The sequence below is a fragment of the Candidatus Njordibacter sp. Uisw_058 genome, from assembly GCF_047730065.1.
Lineage (GTDB): Bacteria > Pseudomonadota > Gammaproteobacteria > Pseudomonadales > Balneatricaceae > Njordibacter.
The window spans coordinates 1,019,255-1,035,176 of record NZ_CP159829.1 but is presented as its reverse complement, the minus strand read 5'-3'; the positions used below and the strand labels follow the sequence as shown (position 1 = coordinate 1,035,176).

At 46.6% G+C, this 15,922-nt stretch carries 13 protein-coding genes; 4 read left to right on the top strand and 9 right to left on the bottom strand.

Annotation, left to right across the window (positions count from 1 at the left end; all coding sequences use genetic code 11):
* Positions 1 to 31 precede the first annotated feature (31 nt).
* The gene (locus ABXT59_RS04755; RefSeq protein WP_443638059.1) at positions 32 to 1,216 is read left to right on the top strand and encodes a pyridoxal phosphate-dependent aminotransferase; all 1,185 of its coding nucleotides are present in this window, start codon (positions 32 to 34) and stop codon (positions 1,214 to 1,216) included.
* On the opposite strand, the gene ABXT59_RS04750 is transcribed toward ABXT59_RS04755, so the two are convergent.
* From ABXT59_RS04750 to ABXT59_RS04735, 4 genes are all read right to left on the bottom strand, one after another.
* On the bottom strand, positions 1,206 to 2,945 hold the full coding sequence (locus ABXT59_RS04750; RefSeq protein ID WP_443638058.1) for an ABCB family ABC transporter ATP-binding protein/permease: 1,740 nt from the start codon (positions 2,943 to 2,945) through the stop codon (positions 1,206 to 1,208). The genes ABXT59_RS04755 and ABXT59_RS04750 overlap by 11 nt on opposite strands.
* A gap of 62 nt (positions 2,946 to 3,007) precedes the next feature.
* On the bottom strand, positions 3,008 to 3,394 hold the full coding sequence (locus ABXT59_RS04745) for a RidA family protein (protein WP_443638057.1): 387 nt from the start codon (positions 3,392 to 3,394) through the stop codon (positions 3,008 to 3,010).
* Positions 3,395 to 3,505: 111 nt separating this feature from the next.
* Positions 3,506 to 4,231, bottom strand: a complete 726-nt coding sequence (locus tag ABXT59_RS04740; RefSeq protein ID WP_443638056.1) for an HAD family hydrolase — start codon at positions 4,229 to 4,231, stop codon at positions 3,506 to 3,508.
* The gene (locus ABXT59_RS04735; protein WP_443638055.1) at positions 4,228 to 6,069 is read right to left on the bottom strand and encodes a Na/Pi symporter; all 1,842 of its coding nucleotides are present in this window, start codon (positions 6,067 to 6,069) and stop codon (positions 4,228 to 4,230) included. Before ABXT59_RS04735 ends, ABXT59_RS04740 begins: the two co-directional genes overlap by 4 nt.
* A gap of 195 nt (positions 6,070 to 6,264) precedes the next feature.
* Between ABXT59_RS04735 and ABXT59_RS04730 the strand changes: the two genes are divergently transcribed.
* From ABXT59_RS04730 to ABXT59_RS04720, 3 genes are read left to right on the top strand one after another with little or no spacing between them, the layout of a single operon-like run.
* Positions 6,265 to 6,714 (top strand): alkaline phosphatase family protein, encoded by a 450-nt coding sequence (locus ABXT59_RS04730; protein WP_443638054.1) that lies wholly within the window; start codon positions 6,265 to 6,267, stop codon positions 6,712 to 6,714.
* Positions 6,600 to 7,109 (top strand): alkaline phosphatase family protein, encoded by a 510-nt coding sequence (locus ABXT59_RS04725; protein WP_443638548.1) that lies wholly within the window; start codon positions 6,600 to 6,602, stop codon positions 7,107 to 7,109. The genes ABXT59_RS04730 and ABXT59_RS04725 overlap by 115 nt, the downstream gene beginning before the upstream one ends.
* Before the next feature lie 19 nt (positions 7,110 to 7,128).
* Positions 7,129 to 8,736: a GMC family oxidoreductase gene (locus ABXT59_RS04720; RefSeq protein WP_443638053.1), complete on the top strand. Its 1,608-nt coding sequence runs from the start codon at positions 7,129 to 7,131 to the stop codon at positions 8,734 to 8,736.
* Positions 8,737 to 8,769: 33 nt separating this feature from the next.
* Here ABXT59_RS04720 and ABXT59_RS04715 read toward each other — a convergent pair whose 3' ends face one another.
* The 5 genes from ABXT59_RS04715 to xdhA all read right to left on the bottom strand — a co-directional run bounded on the left by ABXT59_RS04715 (position 8,770) and on the right by xdhA (position 15,837).
* The gene (locus ABXT59_RS04715) at positions 8,770 to 9,777 is read right to left on the bottom strand and encodes an aldo/keto reductase (RefSeq protein ID WP_443638052.1); all 1,008 of its coding nucleotides are present in this window, start codon (positions 9,775 to 9,777) and stop codon (positions 8,770 to 8,772) included.
* Between the two features lie 109 nt (positions 9,778 to 9,886).
* Entirely contained in the window at positions 9,887 to 11,176 is a 1,290-nt protein-coding gene (gene guaD / locus ABXT59_RS04710; protein ID WP_443638051.1) for a guanine deaminase, read from the bottom strand.
* Positions 11,169 to 12,005, bottom strand: coding sequence for a xanthine dehydrogenase accessory protein XdhC (gene xdhC, locus ABXT59_RS04705; RefSeq protein WP_443638050.1), 837 nt, complete (start codon positions 12,003 to 12,005; stop codon positions 11,169 to 11,171). The genes guaD and xdhC overlap by 8 nt, the downstream gene beginning before the upstream one ends.
* Positions 12,005 to 14,407, bottom strand: a complete 2,403-nt coding sequence (gene xdhB / locus ABXT59_RS04700) for a xanthine dehydrogenase molybdopterin binding subunit (RefSeq protein ID WP_443638049.1) — start codon at positions 14,405 to 14,407, stop codon at positions 12,005 to 12,007. The genes xdhC and xdhB overlap by 1 nt, the downstream gene beginning before the upstream one ends.
* Positions 14,404 to 15,837 (bottom strand): xanthine dehydrogenase small subunit, encoded by a 1,434-nt coding sequence (xdhA, locus tag ABXT59_RS04695; RefSeq protein WP_443638048.1) that lies wholly within the window; start codon positions 15,835 to 15,837, stop codon positions 14,404 to 14,406. The genes xdhB and xdhA overlap by 4 nt, the downstream gene beginning before the upstream one ends.
* Positions 15,838 to 15,922: the final 85 nt, after the last annotated feature.

Sequence of the window (15,922 nt, the reverse complement as noted above, 5' to 3'; positions counted from 1 at the left end):
AGCAACCCAACATTATAACGGAGTTATGCCCGTGACGTGGCCTCTTTCGCAACGAATCCAATCTTTTAAGCCATCTGCTACTGTGCGTATTAGTAATTTAGCCTCACAAATGAAAGCCGATGGTGCAGACGTTATCAATTTAGCCGTTGGTGAACCCGACTTCGATACCCCCAACCGTGTGATTGACGCTGCGATTGTGGCCATGAAAACAGGACAAACTCGCTATACCCATGTCGCAGGCACCTTGGCCTTGCGCCAAGCGATCTGTGAAAAATACCAGCGTGACAACCAGTTGAGTTACCACACGAACCAAGTACTAGTCAGCAATGGTGCTAAACAGAGTATCTACAACCTAACAGTGGCCATCCTAGAAGCAGGCGATGAAGTTATTATCCCAGCACCTTACTGGGTATCCTATGATGCTATGGTGGCTATGGCGAGCGCTCAGTCTATTGTTCTACCTTGCCCAGCATCACAGGCGTTTAAACTCTCTGGGGCACAATTATCAGCTGCCATTACGGATAAAACCAAACTGTTAATGTTTAACAGCCCGTGCAATCCAAGTGGACAAACCTACAGTCGTAGCGAGTTAATCGATATTGGGGCAGTACTGCGGTTGCACCCACAGGTGATTATTTTAAGTGATGATATATACGAACACATCTACTGGGGTTCGGAGCCTTTAGCCAATTTGCTAAACGTGTGTCCTGATCTGGCTGAGCGTTGTGTGTTAGTCAACGGGGTATCTAAAGCCTATGCGATGACCGGTTGGCGGATTGGATATGCCGTGGGTCCAGAAGCCATAATTGCTGCCATGACTAATGCTCAGACTGAATCCAGTTCCTGCGCCAGCAGCATCAGCCAAGCGGCAGCTTTAGCTGCCTTAGATGGCCCACAAGACCTGTTGCAACCTATGGTGCAAGCCTATCAACAACGACATGATTACGTTATCGATCAGCTTAATCAAATATCTGGGTTAGACGCCTTGCCGAGCCAAGGTACTTTTTACACCTTTGTCGATTGTAGTGTGGCGATGTTCCACCTTAACTATGCTCACGACTTGCAACTAGTCGAGGATATATTGGCTCACACTGGAGTGGCGTTAGTGCCGGGCAGCGCTTTTGGCCTGCCACAACACTTTCGTCTTTCTTATGCCACAGATCTGTCTATTTTACAGCAAGCCTGCAAGCGCTTAAGGCTGTTTTTTAACCGTTAGTGGTTTGTTGCATCTGCCACAATCGAGCGTACTGGCCATCTTGGGTGAGTAACTCTTGATGACTGCCCTGCTCTACAATTTCTCCACCGTCAACCACCAAAATTCGGTCTGCATCAACCACAGTAGATAATCTGTGGGCAATAACTAGGGTAGTTTTGTTGGCCGATATGTCTGCCATGGCTTTAAGAATACTACGTTCAGATTCTGAATCTAGGGCCGAAGTCGCTTCATCAAATAATAAGATCGCTGGATTCTTTAACAGCACTCTGGCAATGGCGATGCGTTGCTTTTCACCACCAGAAACCTTTAAGCCGCGCTCACCTACAATGGTGGCTACACCGTCTGGAATGGATTCGACAAAACTCCTTAATGAAGCCATATCAATGGCTTTCCAAATCGCTTCGTCGCTGGCCTCAGGACAGCCATAGGCAACATTATTCCAAATGGTATCATTAAAAAGAACCGTATCTTGAGGCACCACACCAATGGCCTGCCTTAAACTGAGTTGTTGCACGTCTCGCACATCTTGACCATCAACCCGAATAGCACCCGCGCTGATATCGTAGAAGCGAAATAATAAGCGTCCAATCGTTGATTTGCCAGAACCACTGGGCCCTACAATGGCTACTTTTTCACCAGGGGCGACGCTAAAACTCAGTTGTTTCAGAATTTGCCGTTGGCTCTGATAGCTAAAATCGACCGCTTCAAATTCAATAGCTGCCTGTTCAACCTTCAACACGGTGGCTTGCGCTTTATCCTGCACTGTGGATTGGCGCCTGAGTAGACCAAACATATTCTCTATGTCAGACAAAGCTCTGCGGATCTCACGGTAAATAAAACCTAAGGCGTTCAAGGGCACAAACAACTGTAAAAGATATAAGTTGACCATGACCAAGTCACCAATAGTCATGGTTTCTTCAGCCACACCCTTCGCAGCTAAGTACATCAGGGCCGTCACCCCTAAACCAATAATTAATGCTTGCCCAGAGTTTAGCAACGCTAAAGATAATCGATTATCGACCCGCGCCTGTTCCCAAGCTCGTAAATTAGTGTTGTATTGTTTGGCTTCAAAAGCCTCATTATTAAAATATTTCACAGTTTCAAAATTGAGCAAGCTATCTACAGCACGGGTACTCGACTTACTGTCTAAACGATTAGCCTCTTTTACAAATCGAGTGCGCCATTCTGTGGTCTTAATACTAAACGCCACATAAGCCACTACACACACCAAAGTCACGGCTGAAAACCACACATCAAAGGCAAATAACAAGATCAGCATTACAACAATGAGTTCAATAATGGTGGGTAAGATGTTAAACACCATGAAGCGCATCATAAAGTTGATGCCGTTGGTGCCACGGTCTATGTCACGAGATATACCACCTGTTTGGCGACCTAGGTGAAAATCGAGCTCCAACTGATGCAAGTGCGCAAACACTTCTAAGCCCACTTTACTCATGGCACTTTCTGTGACTCGGCTAAACACCGCATCACGCAGTTCACCTAAAAATACGGCACCAAAGCGCATGCCTCCGTACAGCAGGACAAAACCCAAGGGGATAACAAGTAGTTGCTCTGGACTACCACCATCTAAGGCATCAACAATATGTTTGAAGACCCAAGGAATGACCAAAGCCACTCCTTTGGCACTTACCAACAAGGCCATAGCGATAATCACCCGTGCCTTATGAATCATAAGGTAGGGCCACAAGGACTTTAAAAGAGCCATTAACTCAAGCTCTTTTAATTCCTTAACTTGGTCCTGGCCATAGCCTTTTTGGACGTTACTTTTCAAGAGTCTAAATGAAGAATAGCTTCAATCTCTACTTGCACAGCTTTCGGAAGCGCCGCAACACCTACGGCAGCTCGCGCAGGATATGGTTGATCGATATACGTCGCCATAATCTCATTAATCGTAGGAAAATTAGACAAGTCGGTCATGGATATATTCAACTTAACCGCATCGGCCAAGGAACCACCGCTGGCTTCTGCAACCGCCTTTAAATTTTCAAACACCTGCTTGGCTTGAGTCGCAAAGTCCTGACCACACACTTCCATAGTGTCTGGATCTAACGGAATTTGACCAGAAATGTAAACGATATTGCCGACCTTCACAGCCTGCGAGTAGGTGCCAATTGCTGCGGGGGCTTTGTTGGTTGATATAATGGTCTTTGCCATGGGAGATACACCTTTAATTGAATCGAATAACGCGTTGCATGATAGCAGGCCATGGCTATTAATGACCACACTAGAATAGTCTAAAAATTAACATAATGAAGGCCTTATAAATTAGGCCCAAAGGGCCCTAAGATCAGCAATCGAATCTAATACCAAATCAGCATCAGTGATTAATTCAGATCGAGTGCTTGTGCCTGTGAGTACGCCAACATTAAAGCCTGCACCCGCACTTTGACCCATGTGTAAATCATGAGTGTTGTCACCCACCACCATAACTTCTTCAGGTTTTAAACCGGTGTGTTGGCAAAAGCCTAACACCATGCCTGGCCCCGGTTTACTGCCAAAGCCAGAGTCATAGCCCACGGCATAGTCAAACAGGTGCAAACACCCAAAGTCACTTAACGTGGCTTTGATTCCTGCCTCACTATCCATAGTCGCTACCCCAAGGACTAAACCTAAATGAGCCAGCTTATTGAGGCTTGGAGTAAGCTCTTTCACAGCGACGCTGTCCCCATAAGTAGAGTCTGCAAACATCTTATTCAATAAAGCCTCAACCCGATCAACAGATTGATTCACCAAGGGTGCCCAAATCAGGCTAATATCTCGATTATCTCCCGCTGCTAACACAGATCCACCCAACACTCGGTTTTGATGACTATCAAAACCTACTATTTTCAGCATAGTTAAAGCCACATTTGCGTCGCCATTGGCTAACGCAGATACTGCAGCTCGCAACTTTGGCATCCATGTGCCATGAAAATCGAGCAGGGTTCCATCTTTATCAAAAACAATACCTTTGATCTTGCTTGCATCAAATGGGCGCTTAGCCCGGATCACAAAGGTTTAATCCCAGCTTGAACTGGCGCTACTTCCGCTGTTTCAGAGACTTCCGCTGTTTCAGAGACTTCCGTTATTTCAGATACTTCAGAGACTTCCGGTAGTTCCACAACTTGCGCTACTTGTGCCGCCACTTCTACTGCCTGATCCACATCACTTTGAGCAACATCAGTTGTGTCAACCACCAAAACATCAGGCGCTGGGGCATCATTGAGTTGATCAGGCATAGATTGAGCAGACTTTGGCTCATTATACCCTCTCCACCGACTGGTTCTAAGTTCACCTTCGCGATTAAGTACAGGATAGGCGATGGCCGTGAAATGAGAATGCAGGCGCTTAACGTCTCGCATTAAATCAGTGAACAAAGAATGGGCTACAGGGTTAGCTTTTTCAGCTTGCATGGTTCTGTGCTGCTGACCATCTAGGCTCTTTTGATGGTTGATGTTAAACTCATGTTTAGCCTGAATGAGGCCCCGAGCGCTGCTCACATCTTCACTCATCATCACTTGGAACGACATGGGCATGACTTTAAAAATAGCCTTCATGCTCGAATCTAAGGCTTCATTTTCATAATCAGTAAAATCAATGTGTAAATTGTTTTTCTTCTTTAATAAAAGGGTCATGCTGCGCTCTAAGATATCACCTGCATGCTCTATATTAGTGATGAATAGGAGCAAATCTTGGCAGCGATAGCGTTCATCTTCAGTTAAGTCCTGACCACCCAGCTCTAATAAATAAGCATTAATTTGTTGATGGAAATCATCAATAATGTCATCACTTTGATGGATTTTTTTCTCCAACGCATCATAGCGCTCGGTCATGCCTAGATGCACCTCACGCAGCATATCTTCAAGCAACTCACCCATGGTGAGGGTGTCTCGTACAACGTTAGCCAACGCCGCTGACGGTGCCGTTTCTTGCACATCTTTAAGGTATTTAGGACTTGGTAAAGGGGCTAAAGTTTCACGCGGCAGACGCGTATCAATCCAACCTGCCAACTTACTCACAATTAACATGCCAAAAGCAGCAACAGTCACGTTGAACAAACAGTGCATTAATACAACCTGCCAGGCTGGGTCCATACTCACGTAGTTGAGCCCCATATGGACTTCCGTTACCCATGGTGCAAAAGCCATAGCACCGATGGTGCGTAATATTAAGTTGCCTAGGGGTGCCACCCGTTTGGCATTGCTCGACTTGCGTGACAAGTACACAGGAATACCCGCACTGCCAATATTAACCCCAAGGATGAGCATCATGCCAGACTCGACACCAATGACGCCAGCCCCCACAAGGCCCGCCAATAAAAGTACCATCACAAGACTAGAGTGGAGTAAAAAGGTGAGTACGGCAGCAAATAAAATAGCTAACCAAGGCTCCGCAATGAGACTTTGCAGCATGTCGCTAAAGAGTGCAGAGCCCTCCAGCGGGACTGCTTGTTGACGCAATAACCCAAGTGCCAATAGCATCAGACCTAAACCCATAAGCCCTTCACCAATGCCACGCTGCCGCTTGTCTTTGGCGCGCAGCTCCATAAAGATCCCAACGGCTAGCAACAAAGGGCTAAAAGCACTAAGGTCAAAAGTAAGCACCAGCGCGACAAGAGTGGTACCTACATCAGCACCTAACAATAAGGCTAGACCTGCTTCACCTTGCACACCTAAAGATGCTGCAAGTAATGCAGATGCCGTACTACTTTGCAAAATGAGAGTAAGAAATACACCTAAACCTAAAGCAGACCAGACACCGGCAAAACGATCACGAATCAAATAAGTAAGGCGCCCACCAAAAGCTCGTTTCATTCCCTGTTGCACCCGCTTTAAGCCCCAAATAAGCAAGGCTACCCCACCCGCTAAGCCAATGAGCAGTTGGGTAATACTAGTGTCTGATACAGGGTCGATATGCGCCTCTTAATAACTAAAGTCTTGTGATCACTAGGGTTGCATTTTGCGTGGCGAGAATGCCACACTGAAATCCCTTGCATAAGAGTACCACAAGAATTTGATAATACTAATAATATAGGTTTCAAAGTTTTGAAAAATAGAGTTATTTTGTTAATTTTAGACGGACTTGGTTATTCCTATGCGCGCCAGCTTATGGGCAACTTAGAAGGTTGGGTAGAAGCGGAAGAAGCAAGAGTGTGGCAAGGCCAAGCAGTGTTGCCATCCGTGTCTGGCCCATGTTACGCCAGCATCCATACAGGGCTCACACCTCAAGACCATGGTGTGACCTCTAACTACCATGAAGGCAAGTTAGAAGATGCCGATGTTTTTAGTGCTGTCAGAGCCGCAGGTGGCACTACAGCAGCGATCGCCCATTCATTTTTTCAGATTATTTCCAAGCCAGCCCTTTTGATCCCATGCGCGATATGGAAGTGGATGACATTCATCGACCTATTCAACACGCCCGTTTTTATACCATGGCTGGAGCCAATAAAGCCCAGCCTGCAACGCCCTCAGACATTGACCTTTTTTGGCAAATGAGCTTACTTATTGAACGGCACCAGCCAGATTATTTTTTATTCCATTCCTGTACGTTGGACAGCTTAGGCCATAATTATGGATTTGATTCCATTCAAATCGACAAAAATTGTTACACCATCGATGCAGTGCTGGGCGATTTTATCCCTCGGTGGCAAGCACAAGGTTATGATCTCATCATCACCGCAGATCACGGCCAAAGTGCTCGTGGTCACCATGGCGGCACTGAAGCCATTATGCGCGATATTCCTATTTACTACTTTGCTAACCCTAACCATGCTATTCAGGGCCCGCCACCAGACTATGTAATTAGTCAAACGGCTATTGCGCCCAATATTTTGCAGCGCATGGGCATTGCGATTCCTGAGTCGATGCAAACGACCCCAGTATGGATATAATAAAAATAAAGGCCCCGTCATGGCACATCATCATTACGACTACATTGTTATCGGCGCAGGTTCTGCAGGCTGCGTATTAGCCAACCGTTTAAGTGCTGACCTCAATTGTGAGGTGCTGCTGCTCGAAGCCGGACCACGTGACCGTAATCCACTGATTCATATGCCTGCAGGCATTGCATTTTTACTCGATCACAAAACCCTTAACTGGCGTTACCAATCAGCTCCACAAACAGCTATGCACCAGCGCCAAATCCCAATTCCCAGAGGTAAAACCTTAGGTGGTACTAGCGCTATTAATGCCATGGTGCATATAAGAGGCCAACAACAGGATTACGATGAATGGTGTCGCTTAGGCAATGAGGGTTGGGGATATGACGACGTGCTACCCTTTTTTCGTCAATCTGAAACCAATTTAGGAACTCATCTTGACCTCGGTTATCATGGCACTAAGGGACCATTAACGATCAGTGACCGTGCTTACACCCATCCCTTGAGTGACCAATTTGTAGAGTCTGCAGTGGCTATTGGTATCACTCACAACTCTGACTTTAATGGCCACCAGCAAGCAGGAGCTGGACGCTACCAAGTGACACAAAAAGAGTCCAAACGCTGTAGCACAGCAACGGCTTATCTACACCCTATTGCAGACCGCCCCAATCTAACTGTCATTACTGGAGCGCACGTTAGGCGCATCATTATTGAGGCAGGAAGAGCCCTAGGCGTTAGCTATCAGGTTGGCCACAAAGTCAGTACAGCGCTTGCTAGCAAAGAAATAATTCTCAGTGCTGGCGCCATTGGGTCACCCCACTTATTGATGCTTTCTGGCATTGGCCCTGAACCAGAACTGGTGAAACACAATATTAAAATGCAGGTTAATCTGCCTGGTGTCGGTAAAAATCTACAAGACCACCTCAACGTGTCAGTGCTGGCCTGCACTAAAGAGGCTAATAGCCTATTGGGCGCCAATAAAGGCATTGGTGCACTCACCACCGGCCTACGTTATTTTTGGAATAAATCAGGCCCAGGTGCCACTAATGCAGCTGAAAGTGGTGCCTTTGTGAGCTCAAAATACAGTCCCACGCGGCCCGATATACAGCTCCACTTTATACCTTTAATGATATTTCCCACGCCTGTGCCCGAGTTAAAAGCCCATGGCGTGACGATTCATGCGTGCAACTTGCGCCCTACCGACACGGGGGAAATCACCCTAGCTAGCGCCCAACCCAATCATGCACCGGTCATTGATCAGCGTTTTTTACAGACCCAAGGCAATATTGAGCGCATGCGAGAAAGCATTTATTTATGCAGAAACATTTTGTCCAGTGGACCCTTTGCAGACCTCATTAGCCATGAACACTCACCTGGCACTGATGTATTTTCAGATCAACAAATTAGTGATTTTATCAAAGCCACAGCAGAGACGGAGTACCATCCTGTGGGTACTTGTGCCATGGGACAAGGTGAATTAGCTGTGGTGGATGCTGCTTTACGCGTTTATGGTATTGAGGGTTTGCGAGTTGCTGACGCATCCATCATGCCAACACTAATTAGCGGCAACACCAACGCAGCCTGCGTTATGATTGGAGAGAAGGCATCAGCAATGATTATTGCTGATGCCAAACCCTAAGCCTTAATAGACCAATTATTGGCCCCTGAGGCTTTAGTCTTTTTCGCTAAAACGTTCTGTGGTGACCGTCGCTTGAGCTTTATCGCTGTATCTTGCCCCATGCACCGTGTGTTGATTAATTAGGTCGTTGAGTTCGATAACAATATGGGCATCCAACTCTAAATCGTTGGCGGCAATATTTTGCTTCAAGTGCGCCAGATTCTGAGTACCAGGAATGGCTATAATATGATCACCTTGAGTTAAAACCCAAGCTAAAGCAAGCTGAGCGGGCGTGCAACCTTGGCGTTCTGCTAGGCTTATGTAAGCAGGCAACAGTGCCAGATTTGCTGGGTAATGTTGCGCATTAAAGCGCGGCATAGTGTGACGTAAGTCATGCTCTACAAGTTGTGAGGTGTCGTGTAGTTTATTGGTCAAAAAACCACGTGCTAGGGGACTAAAAGCGACGAAGGCTGCGCCAATTTTCTGACTCGCCTCTAGGACTTCAATTTCAACATTACGAGTCCATAAGGAGTATTCTGACTGAATAGCACTGATGGGGTGCTCAGCGTGGGCCTTATGCAAATCTGCGGCGCTTATTTCTGATACCCCCACAGCCCCAATTTTGCCCTCTTGGCATAAATCAGCCAACGCACCAATACTATCCTCTAGAGGCACATTCATGTCACGCCGGTGCAAATAATAAAGGTCGATGTGATCCGTTTGTAAACGCTTTAAACTGGCCTCACAAGTGGCTTTAATATATTCAGGTCTGCCATTAATACTGGGCTGACTATCAGGCTGTTGACCAAAACCACACTTGCTCGCCAGGAAGAATTCACTGCGTCTTTGGCTAATGAATTGTCCGATCATAGACTCGTTATGACCGTGGCCATAAACAGCCGCAGTGTCCAGCATGGTATAGCCTAAGTCGAGCGCTTGGTGGAGGAATTTTTCACTATGCTTACTGCTACTCTTTTCACCATAACCATGGGACAAACTCATACAACCTAAACTCACTGCTGATACGAGTCGATTGGCTAGCAAACGCGTGCTTTGTGGCATGAAATTAATTCCTATCTATGGGCATCTTTAAAACAACCTGTGTTATAGCAGCTAGTTACATGGTTTAACACTCATTTATAACGCCAAAGATTAATTTCCTAAGCCGCTATCACTGCGCAATACCCATGATGTTTGTCTGCACAATCACCCGATCATCTCCCAATGTCTGCAACACAAAAATTAAGTCACGCCAGTCTTTACAATGGCCCGTACGAAACTTCAATAAGTCAGTGGCATTAGGATCTAAGAGCAAAAAATCAGCTTCTTTACCGATGGCAAAGTTACCTATTTTATCATCCAGATCAAGGGCGGTTGCACCTCCTAAAGTGGCAAGATAGAAGCTTTGCTCTGGGCTCAAATTATGGCCTTGCAACTGCTGCATTTTATAACTATCAGCTAAGGTTTGAAGCATGTTAAAACTGGTACCACCACCGACGTCTGTGCCCATACCAATTTTAATGCCGTGGTTTTGCAAACGCGCCATGGGAAATAGTCCAGAGCCAATAAATAAATTTGAAGTTGGGCAGTGAGCAATCGCAGAATCTGAGGTAGCTAAGCGTTCACATTCCCTGTCACACAAGTGAATACCATGCGCAAACACACTACGCTTGCCCAACAAACCGGCTTGATCATAGACATCTAAGTAATCTTTTGCCTCTGGAAAAAGGGTCTTCACCCACTTAATTTCATCTATATTTTCGGCTAGGTGGGTATGCAGGTATACCCCCTTATGTTCAGCCAACAAGCGCCCTGCAGCAGCTAATTGTTCTGCAGTTGATGTGGGGGCAAAACGAGGAGTGACAGCATATTGCAAACGATCTACCCCATGCCATCGCTCAATAAGCTGCTTGCTTTGTAGGTAACTTGTAGATGCTGTATCTAGTACCTCAGATGGCGCGTTACGGTCCATCATAACCTTACCAGCAATGAGCCGCATATGGTGCTTTTGTGCCTCCTTAAACAAAGCATCCACAGAGGCTGGATGAACAGAGCAAAACACTAAGGCCGTAGTGGTACCATTGGTCAATAATTGATCAATAAATACCTCAGCCACCGCAGCGGCTTTTAGTGGGTCTTTAAAGTGAGCCTCAACGGGAAAGGTGTAGGTGTTTAACCAATCTAATAACTGGGTGCCATAAGCTGCAATCATTTCAGTTTGTGGATAATGAATATGACAATCTACAAATCCTGGCACCATTAAATATTCACTACAATCTTCGACCTGAGACAATTGTGCAGGCATTAATTCATGCACAAGAGACTCATAATCACCCATTTTATAGACCTTGCCATGTTGCAGCCACAGTAGCGCATCAGGCCGATAGTCAACTGCTGCTGCGTCCTTATCAGGTTCTGCCAAACAGTGTAATAGAGGGCCACGCATTAAACGGTCAGACATATTCTAAGCTCTCGTTATTTAGCGGCACTGGGTTTGCCTTAGCAAGGCATTTTTGGTGTGTCAAATCAAAGTTTTGATACAAATCCATCACTTGAGCAGCAATGGCGATGGCGACTTCCATGGGTTGCTTGCCACTGATTCCAGCTTTTCCCATAGGGCAATTTAAGTGACTGATGGAATTTACAGAGTAATCCTTAGCAGCCAACCTTTGGCGGAACTTGCGGCCTTTAGTGACTGAACCAATGACACCCAGATAATGAGCATCACCTCGTTTGAGTATGGCTTCAGTGAGCGCCAAATCAACCCCATGATGATGCGTCATAATTAAGTAACAGCTGTTCGCTACACAGTCTGTGACGTAATCTTGAGGATGTTCCTCCTGCATGCCCACTACCCCTTGTGGTAGTTCTTTAGGCAACATATCGTAACGACTATCCACCCATGTGACTTGCACGGGTAATTGCGCTAACAAAGGTACTAACGCTCGTCCTACATGACCAGCGCCAAAGACGACTACGGGCATTTTGGTGGCTTTGAAAACTTCAAACATCAGACTCACCTTACCACCACAGCACTGGCCCAAACTGGCACCAAGCGGGTAATCAATTATTTCTGTTTGATGCTCTTGTGTCATCATCAGACGGGCTTGGGCAATCGCTTTGTACTCGAGATGTCCACCGCCGATGGAGTCAAACTGTTGATCTTCAGTGACTAAAAGCTTACTGCCCACACCCCGGGGTGATGAGCCCTGCAAAGCAACAATACTTACCAGTACATAGGATTGATTGTGCTGTTCACACTGCCACTGAGCCTCAAGCCATGCCTTCATCACGCGCGCCCCACAATTGAAGCTTTGACCGCTTCTAATGCCCACAATACACGCTCTGGAGTAGCTGGCGTATTAAGTTGAGGATTTGTTTGCTCGTCACCCGCCGCCCAAATGGCATCCCGTAAAGCGGACCACACAGAAATACCATGCATTAAAGGCGGTTCGCCTACCGCCTTGGAGTGGTATATGGTGGCCTCATGGTTTTTACTATTTTTTAGTAAAGCCACATTAAACTGTTTAGGAGTATCACCGACAGCAGGTATTTTGTAACTCGCACCCCCATTCGTTTGCAGTCGACCATCTTGGCCCCACACTAATTCCTCAGTTGTCAGCCATCCCATGCCCTGAATAAAGCCCCCCTCTATTTGACCCACATCAATCGCTGGATTAATACTTTCACCCACATCATGCAAAATATCAACTCTAGCCACCGTGTAAGTGCCAGTGAAGGTGTCCACTTCTACCTCACTCACAGAAGCTCCACAGGAAAAATAAAAGAACGGATTGCCCTTGGCTTTTTGGCGGTCATAGTGGATTTTTGGGGTACGATAATAACCTGTGGCAGACATGGAAATGCGAGCCATGTAAGCCTCCTGTGTAAGTTCTGCAAAGGCAAGACTATGGCTTGGCCATGATACTAGGCCATCATTAAAGATAATCGCCTCAGCATCGGCTTGGTAAGTAGCCACTATGTGCTCTATTAAGCGCTGCTTAATCGTAAGGACCGCATTACGGGCTGCTTGACCATTCAGGTCAGTGCCACTTGATGCCGCGGTAGGTGATGTATTAGGCACCTTATCTGTGCGTGTTGAAGTCACCTCAATAGACTCCAGTGGCAGACCCAACTCAGCGGCTACGACCTGAGCAATTTTAGTATATAAACCCTGCCCCATTTCTGTGCCACCATGACTCACTTGGACTGTGCCGTCGGTATAAATATGCACCAGTGCTCCTGCTTGATTGAGGAACATTGCGGTAAAAGAAATACCAAACTTTACCGGTGTTAGAGCCAAGCCTTTAACGTACCGCCCCCCATGTTTTAAAGCATTTTTATTGAAGCTGCGAATGGCTTGTCGCCGAGCCCAATACTCACTGGATTCGACCAGCTCATCAATAATGCGCTCTAGATCTACGCCCTTTACGATCTGATGGTAGGGCGTGAGGTTGCGTTCGTGTTGGCCGTATAAGTTAGTTTGTCTTATTAATAAAGGGTCTTTACCCAGAGTGCGGGCCACATCATCCATCATCTGTTCAGCTAACATCATACCTTGGGGGCCACCAAAGCCTCTAAAAGCAGTGTTTGAAACTGTATTTTGAAACCACCGATGGCCCGTAATTGTCGCTGCCGGAAGATAGTACGCATTATCTGTATGGAACATGGCACGATCAACTATAGCATCTGACAGATCTGCACTAGAACCACACAATCCGTTCAGTTCAGCACTCACCGCTGTAATTCGTCCGGCGTCATCAAAACCCACCTGAGCTTGGTTTACAAAGGGATGGCGCTTACCCGTCAGGGCCATGTCATCACTGCGTGCCAAGCGCAGTTTTACAGCCTTTTGGTTGCGCACAGCTAACAGTGCAGCCAGACATGCCCATTGTGCAGCTTGAGTTTCTTTGCCACCAAAACCACCGCCCATGCGTCTTGTGTCTACCACCACTTTGTGCATGGCTAAGGCCAATACTTCAGCCACCAGCTTTTGCACTTCACTGGGATGTTGACTAGAACTATGTACCAAAACGCCGCCGTTCTCTTGGGGTATAGCGAGGCAAACCTGGCCCTCAAGGTAATAGTGTTCTTGCCCACCAACTTGCTGATCAATAGTGAGACGATGCATCGATTTCTGCAGGGCCACCGCACTGTCACCTTTAACTAAGCTGTGACTTGGACGCACTTTTTTATTATTGATTTGAGCTTGTTCTAAGCTTAAGAGTGGTGGTGTTGAGTCAATGACTGCGTGCCCTAACAAAGCGGCTTTGCGGGCTGCATCACGACTAATAGCCGCCACCGCAAATAGAGGCTGTCCAAAGTAATTAATTTGTTCTTCTACCAGCAAAGGGTCACCACCAAATACAGGGCCAATGTCTATATGACCCGGTACATCTTTGGCAGTAATGACATCGACCACGCCTAATGCACTGGCGACGCTGCTCAAGTTTTGACTTTTTAGCAAGCCACAGGCCACATTCGCCATACCCACGTAGGCATGAAGGCAGCCTACTGGCGTAGGAATGTCATCAATGTACAGCGCCGCACCCGTGAGGTGTAATTTTGCACTTTCGTGGGGCGATGGTTTACCTATGGTCGTAGTGGTGGTGTTTAAATTTTGAGCAGCATGACCATTCGTAGGTCCAACAGACGCCGATTTTTGCGGCGTTAATTTAGGTAATTTTCTCATGCTATGGCCGCCCGTAAAAATCCTGTAACAATATTGGAGGTCACCTGCTGACGATAAGCGGCACTAGCTCTCATGTCATCAATGGGTTGATAATCCTGTGCCAACCACACAGGTACTTTAGCAATAAACTGGGGTGTGAGGGTTTGCCCTAATAATTGACTTTGCGACATATTGGCCATTTTAGGAGTCGCCGCCATACCACCACAGGCAATATCAATCTGAACGATGGTATCGTGATCCAAGGTCAAACTCATGGCCACACACGTGGCAGAGATATCATCTTCCGTGCGTTTACTCACTTTCTCTATCCATACTCGCTGGCCATTTGATGGCAGGGGTAAGATTACACTATGAATAAATTCGCCCGCTGCTAAGGCGGTTTGCTTGTAACCCAAATTAAACCCTTTTAAAGCTATGGTGCGCTGCTTTAAACCTTGCTGTAAAACTAGTTCAGCACCCATCACCAGTAGCAATGGGGGAATATCAGCAATCGGCGAACTGTTGGCGATATTACCCACCAAGGTAGCACGATTGCGCACTTGTCGTGAAGCAAAACTAGCTAACAGGTCACTCATCTGGGGTAACTTAGTTTGACAGAAAAACTCCACCTCACTCAGACTTACACCAGCGCCAATATGAAGTTTTTTATCCCGCTCGTCTATCCCTTGCAGTTCCTCTACGCCAGTAACGTCAATGAGGCACTTAAAAGGCTGAAGACCCTGAGTAATGTCTAAGGCTAAGTCCGTCGAACCAGCCACTAACTTGGCGTTAGGTGAGGCCTCATAGGCCAAAGCCAAGGCAGCCAAGTTAAGTGGGGTCGTATAAGCTGGGTTAGAGATCTGTTGACCCGCAAGGGCCATGTTTTTTAACTGCACATGGCATCGGTCTAAGCCACCTAACTGATTAAACAAAGGGTCGGTGGCTCTATCCATAGGCGCTAAATGATCAGCCGCCAAAAGGATAGGATGATAACCGGTGCACCGGCATAAGTTTCCAGACAGGGCCAGTTCTACCCCATGGCGATGGTTAGCAAAATCTTCAGGCGTAGCCAACAAGTTGGCTGGGGTATTGAGCCACCAGACGATAAGGGACATGACAAACCCAGGGCTACAAAAGCCACACTGGCTCGAGTGAAAATCTACCATCGCTTGCTGCACAGGATGAAGTTCAGGGCCTTGTAATGCGTCTAAAGTAATAATATGGCATGCATGGAGGCTGCCTAATAAAGCAATACAGGCGTTCACACTGCGATAAGCAATCTGACCTTGAATAAGTTGGCCCACGATCACGGTGCAAGCCCCACAATCTCCCACGGCACAACCTTCTTTAGTTGCTGTTAAGTATTGTGTTTCTCTTAGCCAATTTAATAAGGTGGTGTCTGCTGCTGGATCCACTATCTCAATGTTAGTTTGATTTAATAACAGGTGCATATTGGTTACTCTTATCAATTAGAGTGACATCTTCTCAATACCTGTCTTTTTAGTCAACTTTTCATTTATGTTACAGTGGCCATTA

What these genes read in the sequence shown, in the direction of transcription:
- ABXT59_RS04745 (WP_443638057.1), bottom strand. Translation starts at nt 3,394, where the DNA reads ATGGCAAAGACCATTATATCAACCAACAAAGCCCCCGCAGCAATTGGC.
- xdhB (WP_443638049.1), bottom strand. Translation starts at nt 14,407, where the DNA reads ATGAGAAAATTACCTAAATTAACGCCGCAAAAATCGGCGTCTGTTGGA.
- guaD (WP_443638051.1), bottom strand. Translation starts at nt 11,176, where the DNA reads ATGTCTGACCGTTTAATGCGTGGCCCTCTATTACACTGTTTGGCAGAA.
- ABXT59_RS04715 (WP_443638052.1), bottom strand. Translation starts at nt 9,777, where the DNA reads ATGCCACAAAGCACGCGTTTGCTAGCCAATCGACTCGTATCAGCAGTG.
- xdhC (WP_443638050.1), bottom strand. Translation starts at nt 12,005, where the DNA reads ATGAAGGCATGGCTTGAGGCTCAGTGGCAGTGTGAACAGCACAATCAA.
- ABXT59_RS04720 (WP_443638053.1), top strand. Translation starts at nt 7,129, where the DNA reads ATGGCACATCATCATTACGACTACATTGTTATCGGCGCAGGTTCTGCA.
- xdhA (WP_443638048.1), bottom strand. Translation starts at nt 15,837, where the DNA reads ATGCACCTGTTATTAAATCAAACTAACATTGAGATAGTGGATCCAGCA.
- ABXT59_RS04725 (WP_443638548.1), top strand. Translation starts at nt 6,600, where the DNA reads ATGGAAGTGGATGACATTCATCGACCTATTCAACACGCCCGTTTTTAT.
- ABXT59_RS04750 (WP_443638058.1), bottom strand. Translation starts at nt 2,945, where the DNA reads ATGGCTCTTTTAAAGTCCTTGTGGCCCTACCTTATGATTCATAAGGCA.